The sequence below is a fragment of the Methanothermobacter sp. DP genome (assembly GCF_026692625.1).
Taxonomy (GTDB): domain Archaea; phylum Methanobacteriota; class Methanobacteria; order Methanobacteriales; family Methanothermobacteraceae; genus Methanothermobacter; species Methanothermobacter marburgensis.
Genome location: NZ_CP113501.1, coordinates 415,750 through 442,221, shown reverse-complemented (window position 1 = coordinate 442,221; position 26,472 = coordinate 415,750). Strand labels below are relative to the sequence as shown.

The 26,472-nt window shown below is 50.9% G+C and carries 26 protein-coding genes; 8 read left to right on the top strand and 18 right to left on the bottom strand.

Translation table 11 applies throughout. The features are described 5' to 3' along the window. The 9 genes from OXN82_RS02485 to OXN82_RS02445 form a co-directional block, all read right to left on the bottom strand. Positions 1-1,095 carry a tryptophan--tRNA ligase gene (locus tag OXN82_RS02485; RefSeq protein WP_321211812.1) on the bottom strand — a complete coding sequence of 365 codons (1,095 nt, stop codon included), beginning with the start codon at positions 1,093-1,095 and terminating at the stop codon, positions 1-3. 15 nt (positions 1,096-1,110) lie between these two features. Continuing rightward, complete coding sequence (gene endA / locus OXN82_RS02480) at positions 1,111-1,617, bottom strand: tRNA-intron lyase (RefSeq protein WP_321211811.1); 507 nt, start codon at positions 1,615-1,617, stop codon at positions 1,111-1,113. A 147-nt stretch (positions 1,618-1,764) separates the two neighbouring features. Further along, complete coding sequence (hxlB, locus tag OXN82_RS02475) at positions 1,765-2,349, bottom strand: 6-phospho-3-hexuloisomerase (protein ID WP_300478055.1); 585 nt, start codon at positions 2,347-2,349, stop codon at positions 1,765-1,767. Between the two features lie 85 nt (positions 2,350-2,434). Further along, positions 2,435-3,109 (bottom strand): NADPH-dependent F420 reductase, encoded by a 675-nt coding sequence (gene npdG, locus OXN82_RS02470; RefSeq protein ID WP_048175178.1) that lies wholly within the window; start codon positions 3,107-3,109, stop codon positions 2,435-2,437. 22 nt (positions 3,110-3,131) lie between these two features. Further along, positions 3,132-3,887, bottom strand: a complete 756-nt coding sequence (locus OXN82_RS02465) for a sugar phosphate isomerase/epimerase (protein ID WP_321211810.1) — start codon at positions 3,885-3,887, stop codon at positions 3,132-3,134. A gap of 9 nt (positions 3,888-3,896) precedes the next feature. Then, positions 3,897-5,729, bottom strand: a complete 1,833-nt coding sequence (locus OXN82_RS02460) for a PINc/VapC family ATPase (protein WP_321211809.1) — start codon at positions 5,727-5,729, stop codon at positions 3,897-3,899. After that, positions 5,730-6,134, bottom strand: coding sequence for a phosphoribosyl-AMP cyclohydrolase (gene hisI / locus OXN82_RS02455; RefSeq protein WP_048175174.1), 405 nt, complete (start codon positions 6,132-6,134; stop codon positions 5,730-5,732). Between the two features lie 112 nt (positions 6,135-6,246). Next, on the bottom strand, positions 6,247-7,530 hold the full coding sequence (gene hisS, locus OXN82_RS02450; protein WP_321211808.1) for a histidine--tRNA ligase: 1,284 nt from the start codon (positions 7,528-7,530) through the stop codon (positions 6,247-6,249). Between the two features lie 48 nt (positions 7,531-7,578). Further along, positions 7,579-8,241, bottom strand: coding sequence for an RNA ligase partner protein (locus OXN82_RS02445; protein ID WP_048175168.1), 663 nt, complete (start codon positions 8,239-8,241; stop codon positions 7,579-7,581). 222 nt (positions 8,242-8,463) lie between these two features. Between OXN82_RS02445 and OXN82_RS02440 the strand changes: the two genes are divergently transcribed. The 3 genes from OXN82_RS02440 (at position 8,464) to OXN82_RS02430 (ending at position 11,827) form a co-directional block, all read left to right on the top strand. Then, positions 8,464-9,312, top strand: coding sequence for a shikimate dehydrogenase (locus tag OXN82_RS02440; RefSeq protein WP_321212138.1), 849 nt, complete (start codon positions 8,464-8,466; stop codon positions 9,310-9,312). 136 nt (positions 9,313-9,448) lie between these two features. Next, positions 9,449-10,402, top strand: a complete 954-nt coding sequence (locus OXN82_RS02435; protein WP_321211807.1) for a replication factor C small subunit — start codon at positions 9,449-9,451, stop codon at positions 10,400-10,402. A gap of 12 nt (positions 10,403-10,414) precedes the next feature. After that, complete coding sequence (locus OXN82_RS02430; protein ID WP_321211806.1) at positions 10,415-11,827, top strand: replication factor C large subunit; 1,413 nt, start codon at positions 10,415-10,417, stop codon at positions 11,825-11,827. A 161-nt stretch (positions 11,828-11,988) separates the two neighbouring features. Here OXN82_RS02430 and OXN82_RS02425 read toward each other — a convergent pair whose 3' ends face one another. Next, on the bottom strand, positions 11,989-12,606 hold the full coding sequence (locus tag OXN82_RS02425) for a hypothetical protein (protein ID WP_321211805.1): 618 nt from the start codon (positions 12,604-12,606) through the stop codon (positions 11,989-11,991). Between the two features lie 94 nt (positions 12,607-12,700). Here OXN82_RS02425 and OXN82_RS02420 point away from each other — a divergent pair, with 94 nt between their 5' ends. Both OXN82_RS02420 and OXN82_RS02415 read left to right on the top strand, forming a co-directional pair. Continuing rightward, positions 12,701-13,624 (top strand): hypothetical protein, encoded by a 924-nt coding sequence (locus OXN82_RS02420; protein ID WP_321211804.1) that lies wholly within the window; start codon positions 12,701-12,703, stop codon positions 13,622-13,624. 53 nt (positions 13,625-13,677) lie between these two features. Further along, the gene (locus OXN82_RS02415) at positions 13,678-14,277 is read left to right on the top strand and encodes a DedA family protein (protein WP_321212137.1); all 600 of its coding nucleotides are present in this window, start codon (positions 13,678-13,680) and stop codon (positions 14,275-14,277) included. Positions 14,278-14,471: 194 nt separating this feature from the next. On the opposite strand, the gene OXN82_RS02410 is transcribed toward OXN82_RS02415, so the two are convergent. The 3 genes from OXN82_RS02410 to OXN82_RS02400 all read right to left on the bottom strand — a co-directional run bounded on the left by OXN82_RS02410 (position 14,472) and on the right by OXN82_RS02400 (position 19,844). Further along, positions 14,472-18,392 (bottom strand): cobaltochelatase subunit CobN, encoded by a 3,921-nt coding sequence (locus OXN82_RS02410; protein WP_321211803.1) that lies wholly within the window; start codon positions 18,390-18,392, stop codon positions 14,472-14,474. Between the two features lie 253 nt (positions 18,393-18,645). Beyond that, positions 18,646-19,182 carry a DUF483 domain-containing protein gene (locus OXN82_RS02405; RefSeq protein WP_321211802.1) on the bottom strand — a complete coding sequence of 179 codons (537 nt, stop codon included), beginning with the start codon at positions 19,180-19,182 and terminating at the stop codon, positions 18,646-18,648. An 11-nt stretch (positions 19,183-19,193) separates the two neighbouring features. After that, positions 19,194-19,844 carry a 2,5-diamino-6-(ribosylamino)-4(3H)-pyrimidinone 5'-phosphate reductase gene (locus tag OXN82_RS02400; protein WP_048175146.1) on the bottom strand — a complete coding sequence of 217 codons (651 nt, stop codon included), beginning with the start codon at positions 19,842-19,844 and terminating at the stop codon, positions 19,194-19,196. A 91-nt stretch (positions 19,845-19,935) separates the two neighbouring features. Between OXN82_RS02400 and OXN82_RS02395 the strand changes: the two genes are divergently transcribed. Next, positions 19,936-20,304 carry a carboxymuconolactone decarboxylase family protein gene (locus OXN82_RS02395; RefSeq protein WP_160323370.1) on the top strand — a complete coding sequence of 123 codons (369 nt, stop codon included), beginning with the start codon at positions 19,936-19,938 and terminating at the stop codon, positions 20,302-20,304. A 12-nt stretch (positions 20,305-20,316) separates the two neighbouring features. On the opposite strand, the gene OXN82_RS02390 is transcribed toward OXN82_RS02395, so the two are convergent. The 3 genes from OXN82_RS02390 to mtxX form a co-directional block, all read right to left on the bottom strand. Further along, positions 20,317-21,012 (bottom strand): YchF/TatD family DNA exonuclease, encoded by a 696-nt coding sequence (locus OXN82_RS02390; RefSeq protein ID WP_321212136.1) that lies wholly within the window; start codon positions 21,010-21,012, stop codon positions 20,317-20,319. A gap of 284 nt (positions 21,013-21,296) precedes the next feature. Further along, positions 21,297-22,064 carry a polyprenyl diphosphate synthase gene (gene uppS / locus OXN82_RS02385; protein ID WP_321211801.1) on the bottom strand — a complete coding sequence of 256 codons (768 nt, stop codon included), beginning with the start codon at positions 22,062-22,064 and terminating at the stop codon, positions 21,297-21,299. Positions 22,065-22,112: 48 nt separating this feature from the next. After that, complete coding sequence (gene mtxX / locus OXN82_RS02380; protein WP_321211800.1) at positions 22,113-22,808, bottom strand: methanogenesis marker protein Mmp4/MtxX; 696 nt, start codon at positions 22,806-22,808, stop codon at positions 22,113-22,115. Positions 22,809-23,032: 224 nt separating this feature from the next. On the opposite strand from mtxX, the gene OXN82_RS02375 reads away from it, so the two are divergent. Both OXN82_RS02375 and OXN82_RS02370 read left to right on the top strand, forming a co-directional pair. Then, positions 23,033-23,743, top strand: a complete 711-nt coding sequence (locus OXN82_RS02375) for a DUF4012 domain-containing protein (protein WP_048175134.1) — start codon at positions 23,033-23,035, stop codon at positions 23,741-23,743. Positions 23,744-23,862: 119 nt separating this feature from the next. Further along, the gene (locus OXN82_RS02370) at positions 23,863-24,456 is read left to right on the top strand and encodes a hypothetical protein (RefSeq protein ID WP_321211799.1); all 594 of its coding nucleotides are present in this window, start codon (positions 23,863-23,865) and stop codon (positions 24,454-24,456) included. Between the two features lie 62 nt (positions 24,457-24,518). Here OXN82_RS02370 and hemL read toward each other — a convergent pair whose 3' ends face one another. Further along, the gene (gene hemL / locus OXN82_RS02365) at positions 24,519-25,781 is read right to left on the bottom strand and encodes a glutamate-1-semialdehyde 2,1-aminomutase (RefSeq protein WP_048175129.1); all 1,263 of its coding nucleotides are present in this window, start codon (positions 25,779-25,781) and stop codon (positions 24,519-24,521) included. Positions 25,782-25,852: 71 nt separating this feature from the next. After that, positions 25,853-26,470, bottom strand: a complete 618-nt coding sequence (locus OXN82_RS02360; protein WP_321212135.1) for a cobalt-precorrin-8 methylmutase — start codon at positions 26,468-26,470, stop codon at positions 25,853-25,855. Positions 26,471-26,472 lie beyond the last annotated feature (2 nt).

The window sequence follows — 26,472 nt, the reverse complement described above, 5'->3', positions numbered from 1 at the left end:
TTACCCCTCAAGCACCCTCCCCGCAGTGGAAAGGGCCTTCTTTCTTTTTCTGGAAAGTTCCTCAAAGAACTTCCTGATGAACTCTGCAGTATTATTTTTGCACTCCCCACACATAAGTGTACCGTTTCTGCAGGATTCATAGATCTCCTCAAGTTCAGGATCAGAGCCCGACATGTGGTAGAGGAGGGTCTCATAGATTATGCAGTCCTCGGGAACACCCCCAAGTTCCCTCTGCTCCTTAAGGGTCTCCCTTCCACCGGTCTTGGCATTCCTTATCTTCTCCTCAGCCTCCTCAGGGGTATCACTAAGGAATATAGCAGATTTTGGCCTGCTGCTTGACATTTTACCCCCGGTAAGGCCGCCCATGAACCTGTGATAGGTTGATGATGGCAGGATGAAGCCGTACTTCTCCCTGAACCTCCCGGCTATGTCCCTTGTGAGCCTTATGTGGGGGTCCTGGTCCGGGCCCACAGGGACAACGGTGGGCCTGGGGCCGCCCAGCTCCTCAAGCTGGGGGTGGAGTATATCTGCCACCTGTATTATGGGGGCGTACATGTGGGCCATGCTTGTTGATCCTGTGAAGCCATATATGGCCCTCAGTTCATTGAAGTTGACCTTTCCTGCAAGGACATAGGCAAGGTCCTCCACCATGAGGTTCTCTGACTGGAGGTAGACGTGTATGTTGTCCTTTGTGAGGTCAAGCCCCAGTGCAATGTAGCCTGCAATGTACTCCTCGATGGCTATCCTCCTTGAGGTCTCAAAGTCGATGCCCCTGGCAGAGTAGGCCTCCATGTCGGCTATGGGTATGAATATCTCGGCACCCAGTTTATCGTACCACCTGAGCTGGTCCACGATCATCTTGTGGCCTATGTGCATTCTGCCGCTTGGCATCATCCCTGTTACCACTGCAAAGTCGCTGCCACTCCTTATGGCCTCAAGTATCCTGTCGTAGTCCCTGTGACCGAAGACTATACCCCTCCTCATGAGCCAGCTGGGTTCAGGTACATCCTCAAGGACTTCACTGAATGGCCTTACACCGAATTTTTCAATAAGATCCATGTATTCAAGGTTTGCTGATCCCCACGGGTCTATCAATCATATCACCTGCACTTATGGTCTTATCCAGTCAACGAGGTAGTAGGTTACATCCTCCTCATCGTCCAGGAAGGCCAGGAGGAGCTTCTTGTTCACCCCATGGGCCACCCTGACGTAGCTTGAAAAGTCCAGGGCATGGATGGTGTCATTCTCTGATATAACCCTCACAAGGTATGCTGAGTGTGTCCTGCCCGGGGCCCCTCCCCTCTCATACAGTCTGAACTCTGCACCGTACTTGAAGCCTGTCTTGACTATGTAACCCCTGTTCCTCAGGTCCCTGTAGACCAGGTACTTGCTGTAGAGGCCCCTCTCAGCCAGGAGTGATATGAATTCCTCCATTGATACCTCATCGTCGTCCCTCTTAAGTTTGAGTTTACCCCTCTCCATGAGGTGCGCTGCCTCAATCAGTGAAATCTGCAGCCTGTCCTCATAGAGTTTACCGTAGTGGCTCTTGCCGTGCAGCCTCCTTGCATCCGAGTCCGGTTTTATTGTTACAACCTCGTCTCCCAGCTGTCCCTCCATCTATAAACCCCTCTAAATTATGGAATATCTAAATTATGGAATAATTTATATACACAGATAATCCTGTTCTGGAGATTAACGCATGCCTGGAAAGGAATATATCAGGACAATGACATGCCTCTCCTTAAGGACCCTCCGAGGAGAAACCTATTCAATAATAGCATGCCTCTCCTTAAGGTCCCTCTCCTTCTTCCCAAGGATTGCCATGAACTCTGCTATGAGCCCATCCAGGAAGAGGTGTGTGCTGTCCTCAAATAGTGTGCCCATTGGTGTGAGATCATCGTAGTCGCCCCTTAAAACACCGGAGGTGTAGTACTTCCAGGCCTCCTTTGTTTTGCTTGGTATGCATATTACAACGTCGCTGTGCTCTGTCAGTGTTGACTGGGGAGTTGCGGTTACCGCGATGACCGTTGCCCCAACCGACTTTGATGTGGTGGCTGCCAGTGTGACGGTCTTTGTTTCACCTGACCCTGAAATGGCAATCAGGCAATCCTCATCACTTATTGCAGGTGTTGTAACATCCCCAACAACGTAAACCGTGAACCCGAGGTGCATGAGCCTCATTGCAAAGGCCTTTCCAACAAGCTCTGACCTCCCTGTTCCCACGATGAAAACGGCACGGGCATCCATTATCCTGGTTATCATCTCCTCAAGTTCAGACTCGTCAACCTTTTCGATTGCGTTTATGGCATGTTCAGTTATCTTGTGGACAGTGTTTTTGAGTATCTCCATTTCAATCAACTTTATATTATTTCTATCATTCTGGCAGGTTCGTGATCCTTATACCTGCATTCCTAATCCTGTTTTTGATATTCCATCATTCTGGCAGGTTCGTGATCCTTATACCTGCATTCCTAATCCTGTTTTTGATGTTGAGGTTTATAAGCAGCGGTGTTATCTTCTCAATGACCCTCGCATTTTCAAGGCCGCCGCAGTCAATGGCCCTCACACCATCTATCTTCTCTGCGAGTTCAGATGCAAGATCGAGGGCATCCCTGTGGTCAGAGGCAATGAGGCAGTCACAGTCCACAGGTCCTGTTATGTCAAGGAGGGCTGATGCACTTATATTGTTGAATGCCGCCGCTACCCTTGTGCCCTGGTCCTCAAGGAACCTTGCAGCCCTCTCGGCAGCTGAGCCATCCCAGAGGTCAATGTAACGCACCGCTGAGCCCCCAAGACAGCTGTCAATGGGGACTGTGGCATCTATGAGAACCTTGCCCTTAATTGCCTCCTTAACTGAGCCAAGTGTGGCCATCTGTGCCTGCAGTGGAACTGTCAGAATTGCCACCTCAGCCTCCTCAGCGGCCTCAGCATTTGTGGCACCCTTAACCTTGAGGTCGTCTCTTCCAGCAATTTCAAGGACCTTCTGAGCTGCACTTACAGCCTTTTCAGCGTCCCTTGAACCTATAATTATTTCTTCTCCTGCTAATGCAAGTCTCAGGGCAAGTCCAAGGCCCTGGTCACCTGTTCCACCAAGAACTGCGATCTTCATAATATCACCATGGTTACCTCTCTCAGACATGATTACTAATCAATAATCTTCTAAGGAATTCAATACTCCTCTCAACCTCACCGGGTGTTTTAACCTCAACCGTGAGAATACCCCTGTAACCGATCCCCCTTAAACCCTCAATAATGGCCCTGAAATCCAGTGAACCATCGCCGAGGGCATCGTGGCTGTCAACCTCGCCGTTGTTGTCAGATAGGTGGACGTGCCCAACCCTCGGGGACACCATCTCCCCTTCACTGTAACCCATGGTTGCTGCGTGGGCAGCGTCCAGTGTCACCTGGATTTCAAGTTCCTCTGCAACCCGCCAGAGATCCTCAAGTTCCCTCAGAAGGGGGCCCTCAAGGCGGGGCATGTTCTCAGGGTAGATTCCGGCACCCCTGTCCTCTGCATACTCAGATATCACTGAAAGCGATTCAAGGTTCCGCTGAACTATGAGGTCACTGTGGGGTCTTCCAAGGAAGGGGACGCTGCCAGGGTGCACAACAACCACCTCGGAGTCCAGTTCAACTGCAAGGTCAACCGCGGATTTAACCTCAGCTATTGACGCCTCCCTGATCCCCCTGTTGAGGGATGCTATGTTTATGTCCGAGATGGGCGCATGCACCGTGAAATCAAGGCTGAAGGAGTCAGCCACCTCCACATCATCCAGGGGGTACTCATAGATTATCTCACAGCAATCTGCCCCTGCATCCTCAATCCAGGTGAGCATCTCCCCCAGTGAAAGCGGGGAGAGTGCAAGTGTTGAGACACCTATCCTCATCCAGATCACCTAGGCCTCAGGCCGCACCCTTGCCCTCACAGGTATGTTGTGCTTCACTGCCTCCATGATTATATCTGCAAGTTCTATGTCCCTTCTGAGCTTTATGGTGCCCTTCTTACCCACAGTTGCTGTGAAGAGGTACTCGTCCTCAACCAGTATGTCGAATGACACGCCCACGGCATCCCTGCCAAAGTTGAGGACCACGTAGTTTCCTGCAAGTTCCACCGGAACCTCAATGGTCTCCTCAAGTTCCCTCTCCTCAAGTGGCTCAACACCGATACTTATACCGATGTTCTTCTCGATCTCCTCGATGGTCTTTCCCTTCTTGCCGATTACCTGGGGGATGTACTTCTCCTCTATCCAGACCTTTGCCCTTTCATCGGATTCAAGTTCAACCCTGACCCTTGCACCGGGTAGCCTCTTGCGGAACTCCCTCTCGATTTCCCTTTCGGCTATCCTGTGGGCCGAGGGTTTCCGTCCACCAGGGGATGCCTTTGAGACATCCATGACTATCGTCTGCTCACCGTAGGTGTAGATCTCATGCATGAGCTCCCCTGACTCAAGGTCCCTTATCTCTATGACCGGCCTTGCAAGGTCGGCCTCCTGCATACCCGTCGGGACCTTAACAGTGAGGGATACATCGTAGACAGCCTTCACCTCTCCGTCCTCAATGAATATGGTTGTGTCAACCACCGAGGGTATCACACCAAGTTCCACCCTGCCCAGGATCCTCTGTATGGCATCTATTGGCCTTGTGGCATGGACAACACCAACCATACCCACACCTGCAAGCCTCATATCCGCGAAGATCCTGAAGTCGCGGGTCTTCCTTAGCTCATCGTAGATTGTGTAATCGGGCCTTACAAGGAGCAGTATGTCGGCGGTCTTCTGCATATCCCTTTCGATGGGCGCGTACTGGGTTATCTCGTCACCCACCTGGAGGTCCCTGGGGGACTCCATGGTCTTCACAACCGCCCTCATCTCCCTGCTGTAGAACTCTGCCACGGCCTGGGCAAAGGTACTCTTACCTGCCCCGGGCGCCCCTGCTATGAGGACACCCTTAGCAGTGTCCCTCAGCCTATCAATCAGCCTCTCTGAGAGCCTGTAGTCCTCCAGGGAGACCCTGGCAACCGGCCTCACGGCGGTTATCTCGAAGGCCTCTGAGAAGGGCGGCCTCGCTATTGATATCCTGTACTCCCTGAACTGGACCACAGTGGCGCCCTCCATCTCTATCTCAATGAAGCTTTTGAAGTCGCTCTTGGCCCTTTCAACTATTTCACGGGCCATCCTGTTTATATCTGCATGTTTGAGCGGCTTGCTGTCTATTTCAACCAGCCTTATTTCCCCTGGCCGCCCCTTCTTGGCCATGGGCACGACGTTCTCCTTGAGGTGCACCGACATGGTGTAATCATCAAAGTACTTGCTTATCTCAAGTTCCTCATATTCCAGGACCTCTGGTTTAATGTAGAAGACGTCAAGTCCCTGGGCCTTCCCGACCTCTGCCTGCACCCTGTCGCTGGTTATGAGGAGCGCATCGTACTCCCTTGCGGTTGCCCTTATCATGGCGTCTATCTCACCGCCCCTTGAGAGTGAAATCTCATCCACTGTGGGGCGGCGCCCTACAAAGATCATTGATATTATGTTCTCCTTGTGGAGCTTCTGGAGGTTCTTCAGCTCCTCAAGGCCATTGAACCCGGTTTCCCTTCCACGGTTGGCCTGGTATTCAAGTTCAGATACAACTGCCTCGGGCACTATCACCTCGCTGCCCCTGAACTCCTCCTCCTGAACTATGCCGGTGATACGCCCATCAACTATAACACTTGTATCTGGAACGATCTTCATCTAACCATCTCCATATATTTCATCAGGATCAAAGACCCTTACGGCGTCCTCCCTGACCCTGAGTTCATCCCCATCAATGCTGCGGTAGAAGCAGGACCTGTAACCTGTATGGCAGGCGCCTCCCTCCTGTTCCACCTTCAGCACAACTGCGTCGGCGTCACAGTCCACAAGGACGTCTTTAACACGCTGCAGGTGTCCAGAACTCTCACCCTTGAGCCAGAGTTTCCCACGGGACGTGCTCCAGTAGTGGGCCAGCCCTGTCTCCAGTGTCCTCTCGAGGGCCTCACGGTTCATGTAGGCCACCATGAGGACCTCTCCTGTCCTGTGGTCCTGTGCCACTGCAATTATGAGGTCCTCGCCATTGATATTATGTCTGAAATTTAAAATGTTAACATCTCCCTTGATTTATTCTTCTCTTTATATTCAACCAATCCATAACCTAAACCTGACATTCAAAACTCATTTATTCTTCTCTTTTATCTTCTTCAAGATACACAACCTAAACCTGAGATTCAACCTATTCACAGCAGATCTTCTTCAACCTATCCACGATCTCAGCCCTATCCACAGCCTCCTGTGAAGCGTCCTCCATGTCCCTCAATGTGACCTTACCCTCCTGGAGGTCCCTTTCACCTGTGAGGACCACGAACCTTGCCCCAAGGTGATCGGCATATGAAAGTGCCTTTCGGAGTTTTCTCCCTGCAAGATCCATGTCAGCCGCTATACCCACACCTCTGATCTCCTGCGTGATCCTGACCGCCTCGGGGAGTGTTGATTCATGTATGGGTATCACGAAGACGTCAACCATCCTCATGTCCCCCTCGTCCATTTCAAGGGCATTCATGAGGCGGTCGAAGCCAAATGCGAAGCCCGTTGATTCAACCCTTTCGCCCCCAAAGGTTTCAACAAGGTTGTATGTGCCGCCACCACAGATCTGTCTCTGGGCGCCGAGTCTGGGGACATAAATCTCAAATACTGCGCCGGTGTAGTAGTCGAGTCCCCTTGCGATTCCAAGGTTCACATGGTACTCCCCAGGACCGAAGTACTCAAGGGTATCCACAAGTTCAGCGAACTCCTCAAGGGCGCTGAGGGACTCCGGGTAACCCTCAAGGAGCCCCCTGACATCATCAAGTACCTCGGGACCGCCATGTGTGCCTATGAGGCTCATGAGGAGATCCCTGCTCTTGGAGGATATTTCAACCCCGTCAAGGCAGGATTCAAGTTCATCAACGTCACCCTTATCTATTATGCCCATTATCCTGTCCTGGAGTTCATCCTCTATTTTCTCCCTGCTAAGGATTCCCCTGAGGATTCCAAGGTGGCCCACGTGGACCTCGAACCCCTCAAGTCCAAGCCTCCTGAGGGAATCGGCTGCGAGGGTTATGACCTCTGCCTCCGCCAGCGGAGACCTTCCCCCTATGAGTTCACAGCCGAACTGCCAGAACTGCCTGAAGCGGCCCGCCTGGGGCCTCTCATATCTGAAGCAGCTCCCAAAGTAGTACATCTTTATCGGTTTGGGATCACGCTGCATCTCATTCATGTAGAGCCTGGCGACCGGTGCTGTGAGTTCCGGCCTCAGTGCAAGTTCCCGGCCACCCTTATCTGTGAAGTGGTAGATCTGGTTCACCACCTCCTCACCGGATTTTACTGTGAAGAGTTTGAGGTCCTCAAATATGGGTGTTTTGATCTCATGGTAGCCGTAGGTCTCAAATGTCCTTCTGAGTACGTTTTCAACCTCTTTCCTGTTTCTCATCTCAGCGAAAAGAAAATCTCTGGTTCCTCGCGGTCTTGATATATCCATGGCAGTAATTCCTCCAGTAAAAATGATAAAGGGATGATAGGAGATTCATCATTCATAATATTTAAGGTATTCCTTGAGCATCTTGGGGAAGGATGTGGCATTCAGGAACCTCAGTCCCAGGCGCTCTGCCCAGACCCTTATACCGTCATCAGCAGCCACAACACCGGCACCGAGCTCCTTGGCAAGAAGGAGGACGTCAAGGTCCGGGGCACTGTCAAGGGTCCCCTTCCTGAGGGCTGAACGGTACTTCTTCCTGAGGTCCTTTATGGCCTTTCCGAGCACCTCACCCTCGATTTCAATCTTATTAACGCCACGGGATGCCATGATTATGGACTGTATCCCGGCCTCCCAGAGGAGGGTCTCTGAAATCCGGAGCCCCTTGTTCATCCTCTCCCTTATATCGTGGACGTATTCATAGAATATCTGGGAGGGTATCTGGGTGTCGTAGCGGTTGGGTGTCTTCTTGACTATCCATGTCTCGGCCTTCACCAGGGTCTCCTCGGGGCATTCATACCGTGTCATGTAGTCGGTGAATTCCTTGTAGGTTATGGGGGGCATGTGACAGCTTATGTTGAGCTTTATCCTGCTCCTTGCGATGATGTCGAGCATGGTATCCACTGACCTGTTGAGGTCACCGTCACCCAGCATCTCCCGGAGCTGGTTATCTGTAAAGGCCGTTGTATCAAGGACAAATCTCTGCTTGGCAAGCATGTCACGCCCTCCCTCTCAAGATGGGTAACTGATGGAAACAATATTTATCGCTGATGATAAATAAATATTGCAGAGGAAAAGGTGTTAAACTGAGAGATGGGAATAATTCTGAAATGAAGCCAGAAACAGGTCAGGAACGGGATGATGGTTGTGATAAACTGATAACAGGATTCTGAAATGGAGCCATAAACGGGCCATTAACGGGATGATGGTTGTGATAAACTGATAACAGGCAATACACAGCTAACGGGAATAATAGGTTACCCCCTCACCCACAGCCTCTCACCACAGATGCATAACGCGGCGTTCAAAGCCCTTGGAATGGACTGGGCCTATGTGCCCTTCCCTGTGAAACCATCAGGGCTTGAAGAAGCTGTTAGGGGCCTCGGAGCCCTCAACGTGAGGGGTGTGAACGTCACAATACCCCACAAGGAGTCTGTCCTTGAATACATCGATGAGGTTGATGAGACAGCCTCACTCATCGGGGCCGTGAACACCCTGAAGTTTGAGGAGGAAACCATAAGGGGATACAATACAGATGCCTCTGGCTGCCTGAGGGCCCTTGAGGAGGTGAAATCCGTTGATGGGTCCTCCGTCATCATACTCGGGGCCGGTGGGGCTGCAAGGGCCTGCGCATTCCAGCTTGCAGTGGAGGGGGCCAGTGTAACCATACTCAACAGGACCCCTGAAAGGGCCAGGGCCCTTGCAGAGGATATTAAGGTGGCCCTTGATATCAGGGTAAAACATGGTGGCTATGAACTCATACCCGCCTGTTTGGAGGGGGCCGATATCCTCATAGACACAACACCCATCGGAATGTACCCCCACATGGACGATGAACCCCTCGTAAAAGCTGAACTCATGCATGAGGGCCTCGTTGTATACGACCTTGTCTACAACCCCCCGGAGACATGCCTCCTGAGGGAGGCCCGGGCAGCAGGCGCTGTTCCGGTTTCAGGTCTCAGGATGCTCCTCTATCAGGGTGCTGAGGCCTTCAGGATATGGACCGGGAGGGAGCCTCCCCTGGATGTTATGGAAAAGGCCCTTCTTGATGCCCTCCAGGGGGTGTAACTCCTTCACTGATGTTTCAGCAGGGGTGGGTAACCATTAACCCCTTCAGAAAGAGGAATATACCACATCATCCAGAAATGTTAACCCCATCCTGATCCTACTGAAAAGATAATTCTTAACCATTACCGGTGATCTTATGAATGGACCTTGGGTAGAGAAGTACAGACCACAGAAACTTGATGATATCGTTGGCCAGGAACACATAATACCACGCCTCAAACGCTACGTTGAAGAGAGGAGCATGCCGAACCTCATGTTCACCGGGCCGGCAGGTGTTGGTAAAACAACAACGGCCCTTGCCCTTGCAAGGGAGATCCTCGGGGAGTACTGGAGGCAGAACTTCCTGGAGCTGAACGCCTCAGATGCCAGGGGCATAGATACCGTGAGGACCAGCATAAAGAACTTCTGCCGCCTGAAACCTGTGGGGGCGCCCTTCAGGATAATATTCCTTGACGAGGTTGACAACATGACAAAGGACGCCCAGCACGCCCTCAGGAGGGAGATGGAGATGTACACCAAGACATCCTCATTCATACTCTCCTGTAACTACTCCTCAAAGATCATAGACCCGATACAGTCAAGGTGCGCCATCTTCAGGTTCCTCCCCCTCAAGGGCCGCCACATAATAAGCCGCCTGGAGTACATCGCAGAGCAGGAGGGCCTGGAATACGAGCCCCAGGCCCTTGACACGGTGGTCTACTTTGCAGAGGGTGACCTCAGGAAGGCCATAAACATCCTCCAGTCAGCGGCCTCACTGGGTGAGAGGATAACAGAATCCAGCATCTACGAGGTGGTCTCAAGGGCCAGGCCAAAGGATGTGAGGAAGATGATAATGACCATCCTGGACGGGAAGTTCATGGAGGCCAGGGACATGCTCAGGGAGATCATGGTCCTCCAGGGTATAAGCGGCGAGGACATGGTCACCCAGATCTACCAGGAACTCTCAAGGCTCGCCATGGAGGGATCCATCGAGGGCGAGAGGTACATAAAACTCATCGAGGCTGTTGGAGAGTACGACTTCAGGATAAGAGAGGGCGCCAACCCCAGGATACAGCTTGAAGCCCTCCTCGCAAGGTTCCTGGAACATTGAGAGGGTAGATCAATGTCATGGACAGAGAAGTACCGGCCCAGGACCTTTGAGGAGGTGGCCGGGAACCAGAAGGCAATAGCCGAGATAAAGGAATGGATCAAGGGGTGGAAGGCCGGCGAGCCCCAGTCACCACTCCTCCTTGTGGGCCCGCCAGGTACCGGGAAGACAACCATAGCACACATAATAGGTAGGGAGTTCTCAGACACCCTTGAACTCAATGCCAGTGACAAGCGCTCACAGGATGCCATAATGAGGACTGCCGGTGAGGCGTCAGCCACACACTCCCTCTTCAACCATGACCTCAAACTGATCATCCTAGACGAGGTGGATGGTATACACGGCAACGAGGACCGGGGGGGTGTCCAGGCCATAAATAAGATCTTAAGGGAGAGCAGACATCCGATTGTGTTAACCGCCAATGACCCCTACAGCAAGAGGCTTCAGAGCATCAAGCCAAAGTGTAAGGTCATAAACATCAGGAAGGTTCACACATCATCCATAGCCGCGGCCCTGAAACGGATATGCCGGGCAGAGGGTATCGAGTGCCCCGACGATGTCCTCAAGGAACTTGCAAAGAGGTCCCATGGGGATCTGCGTTCTGCCATCAATGACCTTGAGGCGGTGGCCAGTGGTGAGGAGCGGGTTGGTGAGGAACTCCTCAGCATGGGTGAGAAGGACTCCGCATCCAATCTCTTCGACGCCGTTAGGGCCGTTCTGAAGAGCCGCGACTTCGCAAAGATCAGGGAGGCCATGAGGGTGGATGATGACCCGACACTTGTACTTGAATTCATTGCAGAGAATGTTCCAAGGGAATATGAAAAACCCCATGAGATCAGCAGGGCCTATGACATGATATCACATGCAGATATATTCTTTGGCCGTGCTGTGAGGAGCAGGAACTACACCTACTGGCGCTACGCCTCTGATCTCATGGGTCCCGGTGTCGCCCTCGCCAAGGAGAAGACCTACAAGAAATTCGTCAGGTACACAGGTTCATCCTCCTTCAGGTTACTTGGGAGAACAAGGAAGCAGAGGAACCTCCGTGACAGTGTTGCAGGTAAGATGGCTGAGAGGATGCACATATCACCCAAGGTTGCAATTTCAATGTTCCCCTACATGGAGATAATATTCGAGAACGATGAGATGGCCTATGAGATGAAGGAATTCCTTGAACTCACAGATGAAGAGGTTAAACTGTTCAGGAAAAGGAAAATAAAGGCTCCCAAAGCTAAGAAGACACGTAAAAAATCTGATAAGACTGGACCACTTTACACCCAGAAGAAGAAGTCCCGGAGCGCGAATAAGGACAGTAAGTCGTCTAAGGGTAAAACCGGTAAATCCGGTGATGATAAATCCCCCGGATCAGATTCCGGTGATGATAAGCCCCGTGAGAAGCAGACTTCACTCTTCCAGTTCTCAGGGTGATCATTGAATTCATTTACCCCCTTATTTTCCCTGTAAAATCAACCCCCAAGGAACCTCTTTTCTCAAGCATGAACGCAGCTGCAATCTATAAGTAAAAATCAGCCCCCCCAATAAACCTCTTTTCTCCAGACATGCACACAGCTGCAATCTATAAGTAAAAATCAGCCATTTTCCCCTATGAACTCAAGGGACTTCCGCATCTTATCCCTGAACTGGGGTACATTCTCATTGAAGAACTCCATGAACTCCGCCACGATTGGGTTGGTGGTGATGGTGATTTCAGTGCCGAGCCAGGACTCAATCCACGCTGCAGGTACAGTTGAGAGGGGGTATATGACCTTGGATGTTGACCTGTGATGGTACCTTATAGGCTCACCCTTCACCATATCCTCAAGTGCCGCTGCAATGGAGTGGTCCAGTGTGGCTGGGAGTGCGGTGACCTCCCCCTCACCGATTCTTATACCGTACTTTCTTGTGTAGGGCTCAAGGATCACATGGAGCGCATGGGCCATCTCACCTTCGGCCTGGATCCTAACACCAAGCCTGGGCCTCAGGGTTGATGCCAGGACCCTGGATGCCCTTGAGCATATCCTCTGGAAGACCCCTGACCTTACAACCCTGATCTCAGGGTACCTTGAGCTGAACTCCTCCTCCCTCCTCCTTGAGAACCTTGAGAACCGCAGGTTGTTTATGAGGACCTCACTGTCTGTCACACTCACAAACCTTGTATCCACTCCCAGCTCAGATAGGGCTCTGAGTATCTCCATTTTACCGGGCAAGTTACCATCCTCTTGATTGATAGAACAGAAGGGAACTTAATCGCATGGGTATATAAATCTGTGGTTGGAGTAATAAATATGTGGAGGTGCTCTCATGTTCGGACTCTTTGGAAGGAGGAGGGATGAAAGGGAAGTTATTGAACTTGAACCCGACGGGCCGGTGGACTGCATCGCGGATTTCACCTATAACTTCCACTGGCAGCACAGGGGTGAGAAGCTTGACCCTGAGGACAGGATCCCGGGCACATCCTGCACCTTCAGGGATGTTGTTGAACACCTCAAGGGTGGAGGTGAGGTGGTTGTGAGGGGGGATGCCGGCCACAGGCTCGCCTCAAGCATGGGGGCGGACCTTGCATACTTCGGGGGAACCGGCGGCGCCCTGGATGTAGGTGTCCTGACCGTTGAGGGGGATGTGGACACCCGTATGGGTATCAGCATGGTCTCAGGTACAATTTACGTTAAGGGGAAGGTTAAGGACCCTGTGGGGAACGTGGTTGAGGTTAAATCCGATAGGAGGGGGTATAAGAAGTTCCTATCAGTAACTGACATTCTCAAATCGGGCCTCAGGGGTGAAAAACCTGTTAATTTTACATTCACCCCCGGCAGGATGGTCATAGATGATGGTCATATCAGAGACACCCTCTGCGCCAGGCTTGATGTTGACGCCGAGGTGATTCACAACGGGGACGTGGACCTATCAACCGGGATACTCATGAGGCACGGGACGGTCCGGGTGAATGGTAACGCCGGTAAAAATACTGGGGCGCTCCTCAGTGGTGGCACGGTTATCATAGATGGTGACTGTGACGACTTCTCTGGCATAGATATGAGGGACGGTTACCTCATAGTGAACGGAAGTGCAGGTAAATTCATGGGAGCCCAGCGGAAGGGTGGAGTGATACTTGCAAGGGACGGGAAACCTGTCCCCCCAACTTCAGAGCACGAATTAAAGGATGAGGACAAGGAAATCCTGCTGGGACTGGGTTTCAGGCCACAGTTATTCCATAGGTTTTCATAGAATAACCAGATCCCCCCCGAAAAATTATATAGTCAATGAGAGAAAGGGTCAGCATGCTTGATATAACCATGACCCTTACAGATTCTGTGATCAGATTCATAGAGGAAAGCGGGTATCCCGGTATAGTTTTTCTCATGGCCCTTGAAAGTGCCTGTATTCCAGTTCCAAGTGAGGTTATAATGCCCTTCAGTGGATACATAGCATGGCAGCAGAATCTGACCCTCACTGGCGTTGTAGTTGCAGGTGCGCTGGGTAACCTTCTGGGTTCTCTTCTCGCCTATATTGCGGGTTTCAAGGGAGGGCGTCCCTTACTCGAGAGGTATGGCCCCTACATCATGATAACAGATAGTAAACTCAGGATGGCCGATGAATGGTTTGAAAGGTACGGGCACGAGGCCGTCCTCATCTCGAGGATGCTGCCGGTTATCAGAACCTTCATATCCCTCCCTGCAGGTATAGCCCGGATGGATCTGAAGAAATTCGTTATCTACACATTCGCCGGTTCCCTGCCATGGTGCCTCGTCCTTGCATATTCCGGTTATCTTCTCGGTCCTCGCTGGACCTCCCTGAGGCCATTGTTCCATGCGCTGGATTACGCCATACTCATCGCCATCCCCCTGATTCTCCTCTACATTTACAGAAAGATAAGATGAAGTCTAAGGACCTGATGGGAATAGGGAATTCCTGTTATAATCTTAATTCTGGAAGTCCTGGATCCATGGAAAGGTATTAGGCCTATTGAGAAATCTGTGGAATTCAATGACGTAAATGAAAAAGCCAGCTTTTAAGAGAGTTATACAGAAAACTCAATGATCGCCACACGTTAAAAAAATAAAGGGGGATGAAATTATTTTCTGAGGGGTCCGAAGTAGTAGCCAACTCCGAGAAGGCAGAAGATTCCAAGTATGCCAAGAACAGCGTAGAGCTGTGTGCTGCCTGATTTTTCCTCTGCCTGTGGGGTTGAGATCTCATAGGCACTTCCAGATTTCTGTTCTGATGCTCCTGCAACCCCGGGGGATGATGCGCCTGACTCTGAGGCGGAGGACTGTGCCGGAACCCCTGCATGGGTGCCTGGAGATCTTCCTCCCCTTCCCGTTGTTCCATGGGATCCTGTGGTGGTTCCATGATCTGAACCCTGGTTGTCTCCCTGGTCTGTGTCTGTGGAGGTCCCCTCACCCAGCATCTCGGATATTGCTGCAAGTTCAGCCCCTGAGAGGGATACAAGCCCCCTGGTATGGGCCTGCCTCACATAGCGTGCTATCATCTGGATGGCTGATGCATCAAGCTGTGACCTCACAGAACTGTCAAAGAGGAATGTGTCGGCAATCCTCCTCCAGACATCTGCTGATGCCACGTCCACGAGGGCATCACTCATGAAGAGGTCCCTCACCTGCAGTGCTATTGATGCGCTGCCGGATGGTCCCTCACGCAGTTTGCCCTGGATCCATGTGGGGTTGAGGAGCGTCACTGCAAGGTCATCGTAGGCTGACTCCTGGAGGGTCCTTATGATGGGTGTTCCGTAGGCTGTTTTTGCAATGTAGCTGTTTATGTTTCTCCCTGTGAGGTAGTTCACCATGAAGTTCACGGTGACCGAGACCCTGTAGAGGCAGGTTCCCTCTCCGGGTGCCCTGTAGGGCATTATCACCATGCTGGCGTCAACTGTACGAAGGAGTGACTCCAGGAGTTTCGGGCTCTGGAGGCCGTTGAGGTCCCTTCCATAGGCATAAGAGTAGTAGCTGAGGTAGGTCTCTGCAAGCTCTTCGGCTGTCCAGTCATCCCGTGACCAGAGTATCCTGTCGACACCCGCACCATGGGGGTCTGCACCCGGTGGCAGCCCAAAGATCCTGGTCCTTGCAAGCCTGTCCGCCATTGCATCGGCCGCTGAACTGTTCATCCCTGAGGCCACCAGTTCACTGTAGATACCTGATCTGAGGGTAATGTAGTGTTTTCGCACATAGTTCATCTCAGCTGACTCGTTGAGATTCGCTATCCTCTTAATTGTATTGTCTATGACGTCCATTGCCCCGGGGATTGCCCCGCGGAAGTTGTGGAAGTCGCTTATCACAACGTCGATCCTTGGCCTTCCAAGTTCACTGAGTGGGATGATCTCTGTCCCGATGAGTGCTCCGCTCTCATAGACCGGTTTAACACCCAGGAAGTAGAATATGGCTGCGATGCTCTGGCCGCCGGTTGATATAACGTCACCTATATCCACGGCAACGGTTTCAGGGTACCTTCCACCGTTTGCCTCCCTGTGGCGTTTAAGCATCTCCTCTGCAGCCCTTGATCCCATTACCACAGCGGCGGGGTCAGGGATGGCTGATGGGTCAAAGGTGTACATGTTCCGGCCTGTTGGAAGCGCTGCAAGGTTGATTATGGGGCTTCTCGCTGGAGCTGGCTGTATGAATTCCCCGTTGAGTGCCCTGAGCAGTGAGTTAATCTCGTTGCTGGCACTCATGATGAGGAGGTTTCTTATCTCATCCCTCCTTGCCGTCCTGTTTGCAGGGTCAAAGGATATGATTGCATCCAGGAACCTCTCAAGGGTTTCACTGTCAGGGAGCTCCCCGAAGGTGTGGAGCCCATAGGGCATGAGGATCTCTGTGAGCTCATGGAGGTAATCCTCAAGTCTCAGTCTGAGGACACTGAAGGGGGTTGAGTTACTCACGTTGAGCCTCACGTCAAGGCCCGCCCTCTTCACACCATCCCTTATGAGGGATTCCAGGACGTTCATCCTGTCCCTATCCCCTGATGTCTCTGCAGTGCTGTAGGATCCCAGAAGGTCTGCAAGTTCCTGGTATACGCCGTAGAGTTCCGTCCTCATAACCGGTGGTATGAGGTATGAGATGGTAACGGCGTATGCCCTCCTCTTGGCAGGGTTTATAACAGCCTCAAGGGGGTCCTCCATCTTGAGGAGGTGTATATTGGGGATGGATCCTATGAGGGTGTTTGGCCAGTCATCCTCTGTCATGGCATTCACATGCCCCGGTAGCAATTCCAGTGTGCCGTGCTGTCCTATATGTACCACTGCGTCGGCCCTGAATCCATTCTGAAGCCAGAGGTAGAAGGCTATGAACTGGTGTGTTGGTGGTAGCGTGCCGTTGTTGAGTGTGCCATTCCACTTCCAGACCGGCTGCGGACCCATAAACATGTTGCCGAGCATGAAGCCAGGGATCACAATGCTGCCGTTGTAGACCATGATGTTACCTGGAGCCGGACCCCACATTGCCTCAACCTGGCGCCTGAGGGTCAATGGGAGCTTTGAATACCACCTGAGGTACTCTGAAACAGGTACTGTGATGCATCCAGCCTCAACCAGTTTCCGGAGTTCTGACTGTGTCATGTTCCTGGGGTTTCTTCCAGCCCTGTTTATGAGTTCATAGATGTACTCGGGGGTCAGATTTCCGTTTCCTGTGGTGTAACCTGCTGCCCTCATTGCAAGGAGTATGTTGCTCAGACTGCCATAGAGGTTGAGGCCATTGGTTGCCGGCATCCCCTCATCATGGGTGCTGTCAAAGTAGACTATGGCCACCCTCTTGTCACTGTTCACCTTCTTCCTGAGATTCACCCAGGCCAGTGTCCGCTCCACCAGCTGGTTTACCCCGGGCTCATAGGCCACGTATTCCTTGAGTGTGACCCCGGTTACCGGGTCCGGGTCCGATACCCTGTTACCACCTATAAGGATTGGCTCTATTCGTCCCTGCATCTCAAACATTGCGAGCCAGTAGTACTCCAGACCCCTGAGGCCCTGCTGTCTGCTGCTGTTTATGTAATCATCCAGGGAGGTCTGCAGGAACACTGGCAGTGGACCCTGAACAGGCACGTTGAGGTCAGTGAAGAAGGTTATGGTCTGGTTGTCTGGCCAGTACCCGAACTGTACACAGGCAACAAGGGCGTCAATCACTGAACTGTTGTTGACCATGAAGAAGCGCCTTGAGGCCCCTATGGGGTCTGAACAGTAGAAGTAGGGTATCACGTTGAGTCCCTCTACCTCGAGTTTCTGTATGAGGGTCTCATAGACGTCCATGTTACCCGATAGGTAGTATCGGTTCAGTATGGCAACCCCCACCCATGGGGCCCCTGGCCTGTAGAGGGTGGTGTTCATGTACCATTCTGTGTAGGCTGCCCTGTCTGTGTAAACACGTGGTGCCAGTGGATGGTAGAGGAAGTCCTGCATTCCAGGAACCAGTTTTGTGTCGTTTGCAGTGAGGTTAACGGCCCCGCTGAGCCTCAGGACCTCCAGGAGCGTCCTCTTTATGTTCTCCCGTGAGAGTGCAGGTGCTGCGACCGGACCATGGGCTGGAAGGTTGGTCACATTAACACCTGTGACGTTGGGTTTTACAGGACCCAGGACGAATATTCGTGCCCCGGGTTTCATGCTGGCTGCGAGGGTCTGGAAGTCGACTGCTGCATCGAATTCTGTCCCATAGCTCATCCCGGTCACAGGGTAACCGGGTCTTGTGAAGAGGAAGAATATATCCGCATTCTTCACGTCATTTTTGAACTGGCTGGATGCCGTTGAGTTGAGGTTGAAGGTGTCCATGGTGTATATCTTCAGGCTGAAGTTGTATCCGCTGGGCAGTAGGTCGTTGCGGTAGGCGTCATTCATTATGGGGTCAACGGTTCCCACCACGCATCCTGTGATGAGCACCACCATGTTTGTATCCTTCAGCATCTTTGACTCTGTTGTGTTGGTGTCGTTGTCTGCTGCTGAGACTGATGGAACTGAAACAATGAGCAGAATAAGTGCTATCAGTAGAAACTTCTTCATTTTTTCACCTCCTTTAAATTTTTTAATAATTTGCTGATTCAATATCGTAAAGAGATTTGATGGGATTCTATTTAAATCTTAATTAAAAGATTTTAAGTATGAATAATTTAAAAAAGAAGGGTGTTAAAAGTAATACTCAATTCATTTTTTAAATGAAAGATGATTTCCTGTCTGGCACTCCAATAAAGGATTCATCCGAGGAAATTTATTTCTTCTCAAAATACCCATCCAACCTAAAAAATCAAAAAAGGATTCAATCAAGGATTATCTTCTCAAAATACTCATCATATGCCAGGTGAAAGTGGGGGAGCTTCATGCGGAGTTCATCCTCAAGTTCAAGTATCCTCTTAAACTCCTCCCTGTCTGCAAAGGCTATGAGATTCCTCTCCCATGCCTCCCTGCATCTGAGGCTGCATGGTATGAAACCTGATGGGAGCACAAGGGCGCATTTATCCTGGGGAACCTCAAGTTCATCCACCTCTGCAAGGTGATCCTCATCAATCGCATACCTGGTGTTCTCAGAGAAGCTCTTTATGCAGCACTCAGGGTAGCCAAGGAGTCTCCCTATGTTCTCATCATCACCCCTGTACACACCAAGTTCCGTGGATATCATGGGATCCAGGGCGGGCCTCACAGGCGGATTATACCTGGAGGTTATCTCAATCTGCAGCTGTAGCCTCGACATGAGCTGGTTGAACTGAAAGTCATCCATACGGCAGACAACCTTCAGGCAGTCCCTGCATCCATCTTCCCTTATCCTCAGTATCCTCTCATAGATCCTCTCCAGCATGAAAACCACATCTACCTCTTTACGGTGTACTCAACGATGAGGTCCTCCCCCAGGGTGTAGAACCTCTCAAGTTCGAGTTTTATGGCATCGGACATATCGTCTATGCCCTCACCATCAACCAGTGTCCTTGCCTCCCTGCCACCGGCGATCATGGGGGCTATGCACACCCGGACCTCATCAACAAGGCCCTCCGTCAACATGGAGTAGTTGAGGGTTGAGCCCCCCTCGAGCATCAGCCTCCTGACACCCATCTCATGGAGTCTTTCTAGGAGCAGGCGGAGGTCCACCCTGTCTTTTCCTGCAACCACAACCTCAGCCCTTTTTCTGAGTTCATTAACCCTTGATATCGGGGCACTCTCCGAGACACCTATCACAGTGGGGGCCTCATCGTTGAGGACCCTGAAATCCAGGGGTGTCCTTGCCCTGCTGTCAACCACCACCCTCACAGGGTTATCCCCTTCCTCTGCATCAACCCTGTGGACGGTGAGTCGGGGATCATCTGCAAGTACCGTGTTTATCCCCACCATTATGGCGTCACATTCCCTCCGAAGCTCATGGACCCTCCTGAGATCCTCCTCACCGGATATCTCAGAGCTACCTGTCTTTGTCGCAATCTTACCGTCCAGTGTCATTGCTGCGTTGAGTATAACGTATGGTCTCATGAACCTTCTCCTCCAGTCTATAGGTTTATAGCCACCATACTATAAATTAGTGTGGAAACCATGTGGGGTTTCCAGATCGGGAGGTTGAAGTATGGACAGATACACTGCTGGAATGGAGATACTTGAGAGGATACACAGGGACTCCTACAGGAAGCTGCGTGATGAACTTGAGGATGTTGCCCCTGATCTTTCAAGGTTCGTGGTTGAATTTGCATACGGTGACATCTACTCCAGGGATGCGCTGGATCTTAAAACAAGGGAACTTGTCACCGTGGCTGCCCTCACCGTCCTTGGGGCTGAAAAACAGTTAAAAGGCCATGTGAAGGGTGCCCTCAATGCCGGCTGCAGCAGGGAGGAGATAATTGAGGTCCTCATCCAGATGGCGGTTTATGCAGGGTTCCCTGCAGCCATAAATGGTGTCACCGCGGCAGCTGAGGTTTTCAGGGAGATGGATGAATAAATTCAGATGGCCTCAGAGGCCAAAAATTCTTTCTGCAGTGGATGTTGTCACCCTGTCAACATCCTCAACATCGGTTTCCTTGATCTCTGCTATTTTCTTAACCGCTTCAGCCACAAATGCTGGTTCGTTCCGCTTCCCCCTGAAAGGGGAGAGGTATGGACTGTCGGTCTCTGTAAGCATGCTCTCCAGCGGGAGTTCCGCCACAAGTTTCATGTGGTGATCCGAGAAGGTCACAAGTGTGGATATTGATATGTGGTATCCGGCGTCCATTATCCTCTCTGCAGTTGATAGGCTGCCACCGTAGCAGTGAAAGACCACCTCTGGTATGCTGTGCTCGAGTACTATCTCAAGGGCCCTCTCCTCGGCGTCCCTTGCATGGACGACCAGGGGCATCTCATGTTCCTCTGCAAGTTTGGCGAAGATTCTGAAGGCCTCCTCCTGTCTTTTTCTTCCCTCAGCATCGCTGGTGTGGTGGAAGTCCATCCCTGTCTCACCTATGGCCACGATCCTGTCAATGTGTGATTCTATCTGCCCCGCCACCTCCTCTATGAGTTCAGGCCTTGCCTTTGATGCGTCGGCGGGATGGAAACCCATGGTGGGGTATATGAATCCTGGATAATCTGAGGCAAGGGCAAGGGCCCTCCTGTTGCCCCCGAGTCCAACACCCGAATCTATAATTGCCCTGAGTTTCCCCTTTGCCCTCTCAATAACCTCTTCACGGTTCCTGTTGAAGTCCTTGAAGTCCAGGTGACAGTGAACATCTATTATATTGATCCCTCCATTGATAGCTTGATGGGTATCAGGTCCATATATCCATGTTAGGACCTTATAGCCTTAAAAGTCGCCTGAAATGTATCTAGGTACCGAATCTCCTCTCCCTCTGCTGGTAGGACCTTATAGCCTTAAAAGTCGCCTGAAATGTATCTAGGTACCGAATCTCCTCTCCCTCTGCTGGTATGACCTTATAGCCTTAAAAGTCGCCTGAAATGTATCTAGGTACCGAATCTCCTCTCCCTCTGCTGGTAGGACCTTATGGCCCTTAAGAAGTCGACCTTTCGAAGTTCCGGCCATAGGCTGTCGCAGAAGTAAAGTTCTGAATAGGATGACTGCCAGAGGAGAAAACCGCTGAGGCGCTCCTCACCACTGGTCCTTATTATGAGGTGGGGGTCCTCCAGTCCAGCGGTGTAGAGGTTCCTGTTTATCATGTCCTCGTCTATGTCCTCAGGGTCAATGCGGCCGGCCCTGACGTCCTCGGCGATTTTCCTTGCGGCGTCCACTATCTCCTGTCTGCCATCATATCCTATGGCGATGTTCACAAGTCGATCAGAGTATCCCTCAGTTGACCTCTCAGCGACCTCTATAGCCTTTCTAACATCTTCAGGGAGCAGTTCAAGTTTTCCGACTGCCTTGACCCTGACACGGTTTTTATGGATCTTCTTATTGCTTGCTATGGCCTCAAAGTTCTCCTTGAAGAGCTTCATCAGGCCCTTAACCTCGTTTTCTGGCCTTTTAAAGTTTTCAGTTGAGAATGCATAGGCTGTTACTATCTCTATTCCAAGGTCAACGCACCAGTCCAGGACCTTTTCCAGTGTCTCAATACCCTTCTTGTGACCCTCTATGGGGTCGACGCTGCCCTGGAGTCGTGAGTATCTCCTGTTACCATCCATTATAATGGCAACGTGCCTTGGCATTCTCTCCCTTTTGAGGTTGCGCGATATGTACCACTCATACAGTTTGTAAAGAGGTTTTAAAGGTGACATTTCCCATCTACCTGACTGGAGTTTTTAATTATTCTATAAATTGATGATCTAATCTCTCCAACTGGTGGCAAGCCAGTGGGCGAATCTAAGTGCCCTTCTGTAACCCGCAGTAGTCTGTGACCTAGATGTGTCAACAAAAATCCCATTAAATCCAAGGGCCACAGCTCCGTGGCTTCTGGCCGTGCCAACGAGAACCAGTGATCTGAATATGAGGTTACCTGTTATCCCATCGGGTGCTATGATGACGTTGCACCCATCCCTTACGGCCTCCTCTATCAGTATATGGTAGTGCCTCACTTCATATTTATCCTTTACCATTGATGCCAGAAGTTCACCATCACGGATTGAACTGTCCACTGCAGGGGACCTTCCAAGGTCACCTGGCCGTCCCCCTGATATTATACCGATGAATGGCTCGGTTCCTGTTTTCATGAGGAAGTCACCTGCGGCAGTGGCTATTCTGAGCCTTTCGGTAACTGTTTCACCCTCATCTATCCCGACGGGTGCAAGGAAAAAACTCCCCTTCCCCGTCTCTATCCATGAAGCCCTCATCAGGGGCCCATGATTCTTGAGTTCCGCCATTATACCTGCTGATGGGAGGGAACCCCTCACATAGGCGTCCTTTCCCATTCTTAACCTTTCTATGAATTCGTCCTCGGAGTAAACCAGTTCAACATCAAATTCCACTGACGAAGCGGCCCTTTCGATGTTCCTGTTCTCACCGGCCCCTGCCACTATCCTCATGGGGTGACATCCTCCTTTTTTAAGAATGTTTCTTGGCCCACAGCAACATTAATATATGTGTTGAGAAGTATTAAATATTCAGTTCTGCATGATACATAAACACCAAAGTATATATATAAATTGTGGCAAAATTTAGGTTAACGTAAATCATGTGGAGCAGTGCTTTTCAATGTTAACTTCTTACGTGATCCAGAACCCCAGATCAGCTAAAGGAAGGTAAGAATATGGATACAAAAAATAAGATAATCCTCGGTCTCTTCATAGTTATACTGGGTCTTTCAGTTGTAACTTATGAAAACTACATCACAAACTCACAGAACGTTTTTGTGGGAGAAAAACATGTGCTGCTTCTATGCGCAGACCCCAGTGAACCAAGGCCTGGTATAGGGGCCGTTGACATGGCCTTCATAATAACCATGAACGAGGGTAACATAACCAATGTAACGGCTGTCTACCCACACAACATGGCCCATCCAACAGCAGAACCCCCGGCTTCACTGAGGGCGCAGGGAGTAAACAGGTGGCTCCTGCATGACGCCCTCTGGGAAAACGATACAGAGAAGGGTGCCAGACTTGCGCAGGAGATAGTGGAATACAATACCGGTGTGAAAACAGATATCGTCGTGATAGTGACACCCCAGGCAGTGGACGGCATCCTACAGGCAATAGGTCCTGTATATGTGGAGGGTCAGGGTTATGTCTCAGGAAACAGCATAACATTCCTCAGGGAGGAACAGCAGCAGGGATCCGCAAGGGGCGTTGCGGTTCAGTCACTCATGAGGGCAATATTCAATGCCACAAAGGACCGTTCAAAGTACATGGCCATGGTAAACGCGGGGATACAGCAGTATCAGCAGGGAAACATCGTTGTTGTACCCGAAGGTGCCTTCATACAGTTCCTCATATCCACAGGACTTGAAAGGGTGACCAGCTGATAAAAAACTATTTATTTTTCTGAAAAAACATCACAGGATACCTCAGTGCATGAAAAGATAAATGATTCAACACAAAACTTAACTACTATAATGTAATATATTATGTCTGGGGGATCTCCTTGTCCGATGAAAACATGGGAAAAACCAGGGGCTACCTTATATGTACACAATGCGGGGGCTACTACCAGCTGGAAGCTGGTGAGGACCCATCTGATTTTGATTCCTGTGAATGTGGGGGCTCACTGGGATACTACAGCACACTCGAAGAGTTCTATGAAGAACCAGAAGAGTTCTATGAGGAACCAGATGAACCAGAACCTGAAATTCCAGGAAAAGGTGACCGGAAAAGAGTCCTCCTTGAAAACCTCTCAAGGAGCATAGACAATGAGGAGAGAACACTTAAGGAGATAAAAAGCGGCAAATGGTCCCTCATGGAATTCGTGGCCGAGAAGAGAATAATCGACGATGTGAAGGAACAGAAAAAGATTGTGGACGAACTCCTTGATGAGGAGATAATAGACAGCAATCTAATAACCGGTGGCAGAGGGGAGGCAGAGAGTTTCATATCACAGGTACGTGAGCAGAGGGAGTTCCTTGCTGAACGTGAGGGAAAGACGCTTAACAGCAGATTTTTAAGGACCGCCGTCACGGTTCTCCTCATCTTTGTGGTTATATGCTTCCTATACTTCTTTATAGCCGTAAAATTCACATAAAAATTAATATCAAGTAAAGTGCGGCCAACTGTTAAGATAAGGCCCGTAAAATAAAGAAATTATTAATTTTTTAAATGGCTGAGCACATCCTCTGCAGTCTCAAGTGTACTGTTTATATGATCCATTTCGTGTGCAGCGGATATGAAACAGCACTCAAACTGTGATGGGGGTATGAAGACACCCCTCTCCAGCAGTCCCTGGAAGTACTTCATGAAGAGCTCAGTGTCTGATTTCTTAGCATCGGCGTAGTTTCTGACCTCATCCTCAGTGAAATATATCTGGAACATTGAAGCCGGCCCTGCAACCTGATACTCAAGGTCCATGTCAGAGAGGAGATCCCTCAAACCTGCCCTCAGATGGGACCCCATCCTCTCAAGACTGGAATACACTTTATCATCAAGTATTTTAAGGGTTTCAAGACCTGCAGTTACAGATACCGGGTTTCCATTGAATGTGCCTGCCTGGTATACGCTACCAGCCGGTGCAATGTTCTCCATTATCTGCCTTGGACCTGCCAGTGCCCCCATGGGAAAGCCCCCCCCGACTATTTTTCCAAGTGTCACGAGGTCCGGCTTTACACGGTAGTACTCCTGGGCGCCACCTGCTGCCAGCCTGAATCCTGTTATGACCTCATCAAAGATGAGTAGGATGTCGTTCTCCCTCGTTACATCTCTGAGGAAGTTCAGGTAGCCGTTTTCAGGTTCTATGCACCCGATGTTACCCATCACAGGTTCAACAAGGATGCATGCTATCTCATCCCCCATCCCATCAATGAGCTCAACCATCGCCTCCTCGTCATTGAAGACCGTGGTTAGAGTATTTTTCACGGTATCCTCAGGTATACCCGGTGAATCGGGTGCAGCAGCGGCACCAGAACCTGGTTTTACAAGGACGTAATCGTGGGCCCCATGGTAGGATCCCTCAAATTTGACAATCTTGTCTCTCCCTGTATATGCCCTTGCAAGCCTCACAGCGGCCATGGTGGCCTCCGTGCCTGAGTTCATGAACCTTACCATCTCGGCACAGGGTACCCTGTCTATTATTGTCTCCGCAAGTTCTATTTCCCCCTCAGATGGTACACCATAGGTTGTGCCCCTCTCTATCTGCCTCTCAACCGCCTCAACCACCCTGGGGTGTGCGTGTCCCAGTATCAGGGGTCCATATGCCAGACAGTAGTCAATGTAGCTCTTACCATCAACACTCTCCAGTATGCACCCCTTACCCCCCGCCGCAAAGAAGGGGTATGGATCGAACCTCCTCACAGGTGAGCTCACGCCACCTGGAAGAACCCTCTGTGCCCTTTCAAACAGTTCTTTCGACTTCATGATGGAACCTCTAAACCTTTCTAATCCTCGATGATGCTAAGGACCCTTCAAACTTATCCTCAGGAGAACCTCTAAACCTCCACTCCCCCTGATAATGCTATAAGAGCATTTGCAGCTGCCACCGCGACCGGTGTGCCTCCCTTGGGGCCCCTGGTTATCATGTGGGGTATTTCGGTTTTCCTTAGGGCCTCCTTAGATTCTGCAGCCCCTACAAATCCCACAGGAACCCCTATAACCGCCTCTACATCCATTATGCCTTCAGCTGTAAGTTCAATCACCTTCATGAGGGCTGTTGGGGCATTACCTATAACCACAATCCCCCTGAAGCCCCTCTCTGCAGCGTACTCCATTGAGGCAGCTGCCCTGGTGATATCCCTTCTCTTTGCGATCTCTCTGACCTCAGGGTCCCTGATGTGGCAGGTGGCAGGTCTGGATATCCCTGCACGGACCATCTCAATGTCGGTGAGTATCTCGCCTGAGGTCCTGAGTGAATCAAGGGCTGCATCCACAAAGTCCTGGCTGAACTCTGTTAACCTGGCATACTCGGGGTCAGCGGTTGAATGAACTATGCGCTCAACTATGGCCGCCTCCTCATCCCTGAGAGAGGCCAGATCCTCAGATATCAGTTTCCTGACTATTTCCCTGCTCTTTCTGGCTATCTCATAGCCCTGGCCTGTGGATGCACCCATCA

Coding starts and splice junctions, on each gene's coding strand:
- OXN82_RS02435 (WP_321211807.1), top strand. CDS start 9,449: ATGAATGGACCTTGGGTAGAGAAGTACAGACCACAGAAACTTGATGAT.
- hisS (WP_321211808.1), bottom strand. CDS start 7,530: ATGGATATATCAAGACCGCGAGGAACCAGAGATTTTCTTTTCGCTGAG.
- hxlB (WP_300478055.1), bottom strand. CDS start 2,349: ATGGAGATACTCAAAAACACTGTCCACAAGATAACTGAACATGCCATA.
- OXN82_RS02360 (WP_321212135.1), bottom strand. CDS start 26,470: ATGGGTGCATCCACAGGCCAGGGCTATGAGATAGCCAGAAAGAGCAGG.
- OXN82_RS02445 (WP_048175168.1), bottom strand. CDS start 8,241: ATGCTTGCCAAGCAGAGATTTGTCCTTGATACAACGGCCTTTACAGAT.
- OXN82_RS02395 (WP_160323370.1), top strand. CDS start 19,936: ATGGACAGATACACTGCTGGAATGGAGATACTTGAGAGGATACACAGG.
- OXN82_RS02460 (WP_321211809.1), bottom strand. CDS start 5,729: ATGAAGATCGTTCCAGATACAAGTGTTATAGTTGATGGGCGTATCACC.
- OXN82_RS02405 (WP_321211802.1), bottom strand. CDS start 19,182: ATGCTGGAGAGGATCTATGAGAGGATACTGAGGATAAGGGAAGATGGA.
- OXN82_RS02420 (WP_321211804.1), top strand. CDS start 12,701: ATGTTCGGACTCTTTGGAAGGAGGAGGGATGAAAGGGAAGTTATTGAA.
- uppS (WP_321211801.1), bottom strand. CDS start 22,064: ATGTCACCTTTAAAACCTCTTTACAAACTGTATGAGTGGTACATATCG.
- OXN82_RS02400 (WP_048175146.1), bottom strand. CDS start 19,844: ATGAGACCATACGTTATACTCAACGCAGCAATGACACTGGACGGTAAG.
- OXN82_RS02410 (WP_321211803.1), bottom strand. CDS start 18,392: ATGAAGAAGTTTCTACTGATAGCACTTATTCTGCTCATTGTTTCAGTT.
- OXN82_RS02465 (WP_321211810.1), bottom strand. CDS start 3,887: ATGAGGATAGGTGTCTCAACACTTGCACTCTCCCCGCTTTCACTGGGG.
- OXN82_RS02430 (WP_321211806.1), top strand. CDS start 10,415: ATGTCATGGACAGAGAAGTACCGGCCCAGGACCTTTGAGGAGGTGGCC.
- OXN82_RS02375 (WP_048175134.1), top strand. CDS start 23,033: ATGGATACAAAAAATAAGATAATCCTCGGTCTCTTCATAGTTATACTG.
- npdG (WP_048175178.1), bottom strand. CDS start 3,109: ATGAAGATCGCAGTTCTTGGTGGAACAGGTGACCAGGGCCTTGGACTT.
- OXN82_RS02415 (WP_321212137.1), top strand. CDS start 13,678: ATGCTTGATATAACCATGACCCTTACAGATTCTGTGATCAGATTCATA.
- mtxX (WP_321211800.1), bottom strand. CDS start 22,808: ATGAGGATAGTGGCAGGGGCCGGTGAGAACAGGAACATCGAAAGGGCC.
- endA (WP_321211811.1), bottom strand. CDS start 1,617: ATGGAGGGACAGCTGGGAGACGAGGTTGTAACAATAAAACCGGACTCG.
- hemL (WP_048175129.1), bottom strand. CDS start 25,781: ATGAAGTCGAAAGAACTGTTTGAAAGGGCACAGAGGGTTCTTCCAGGT.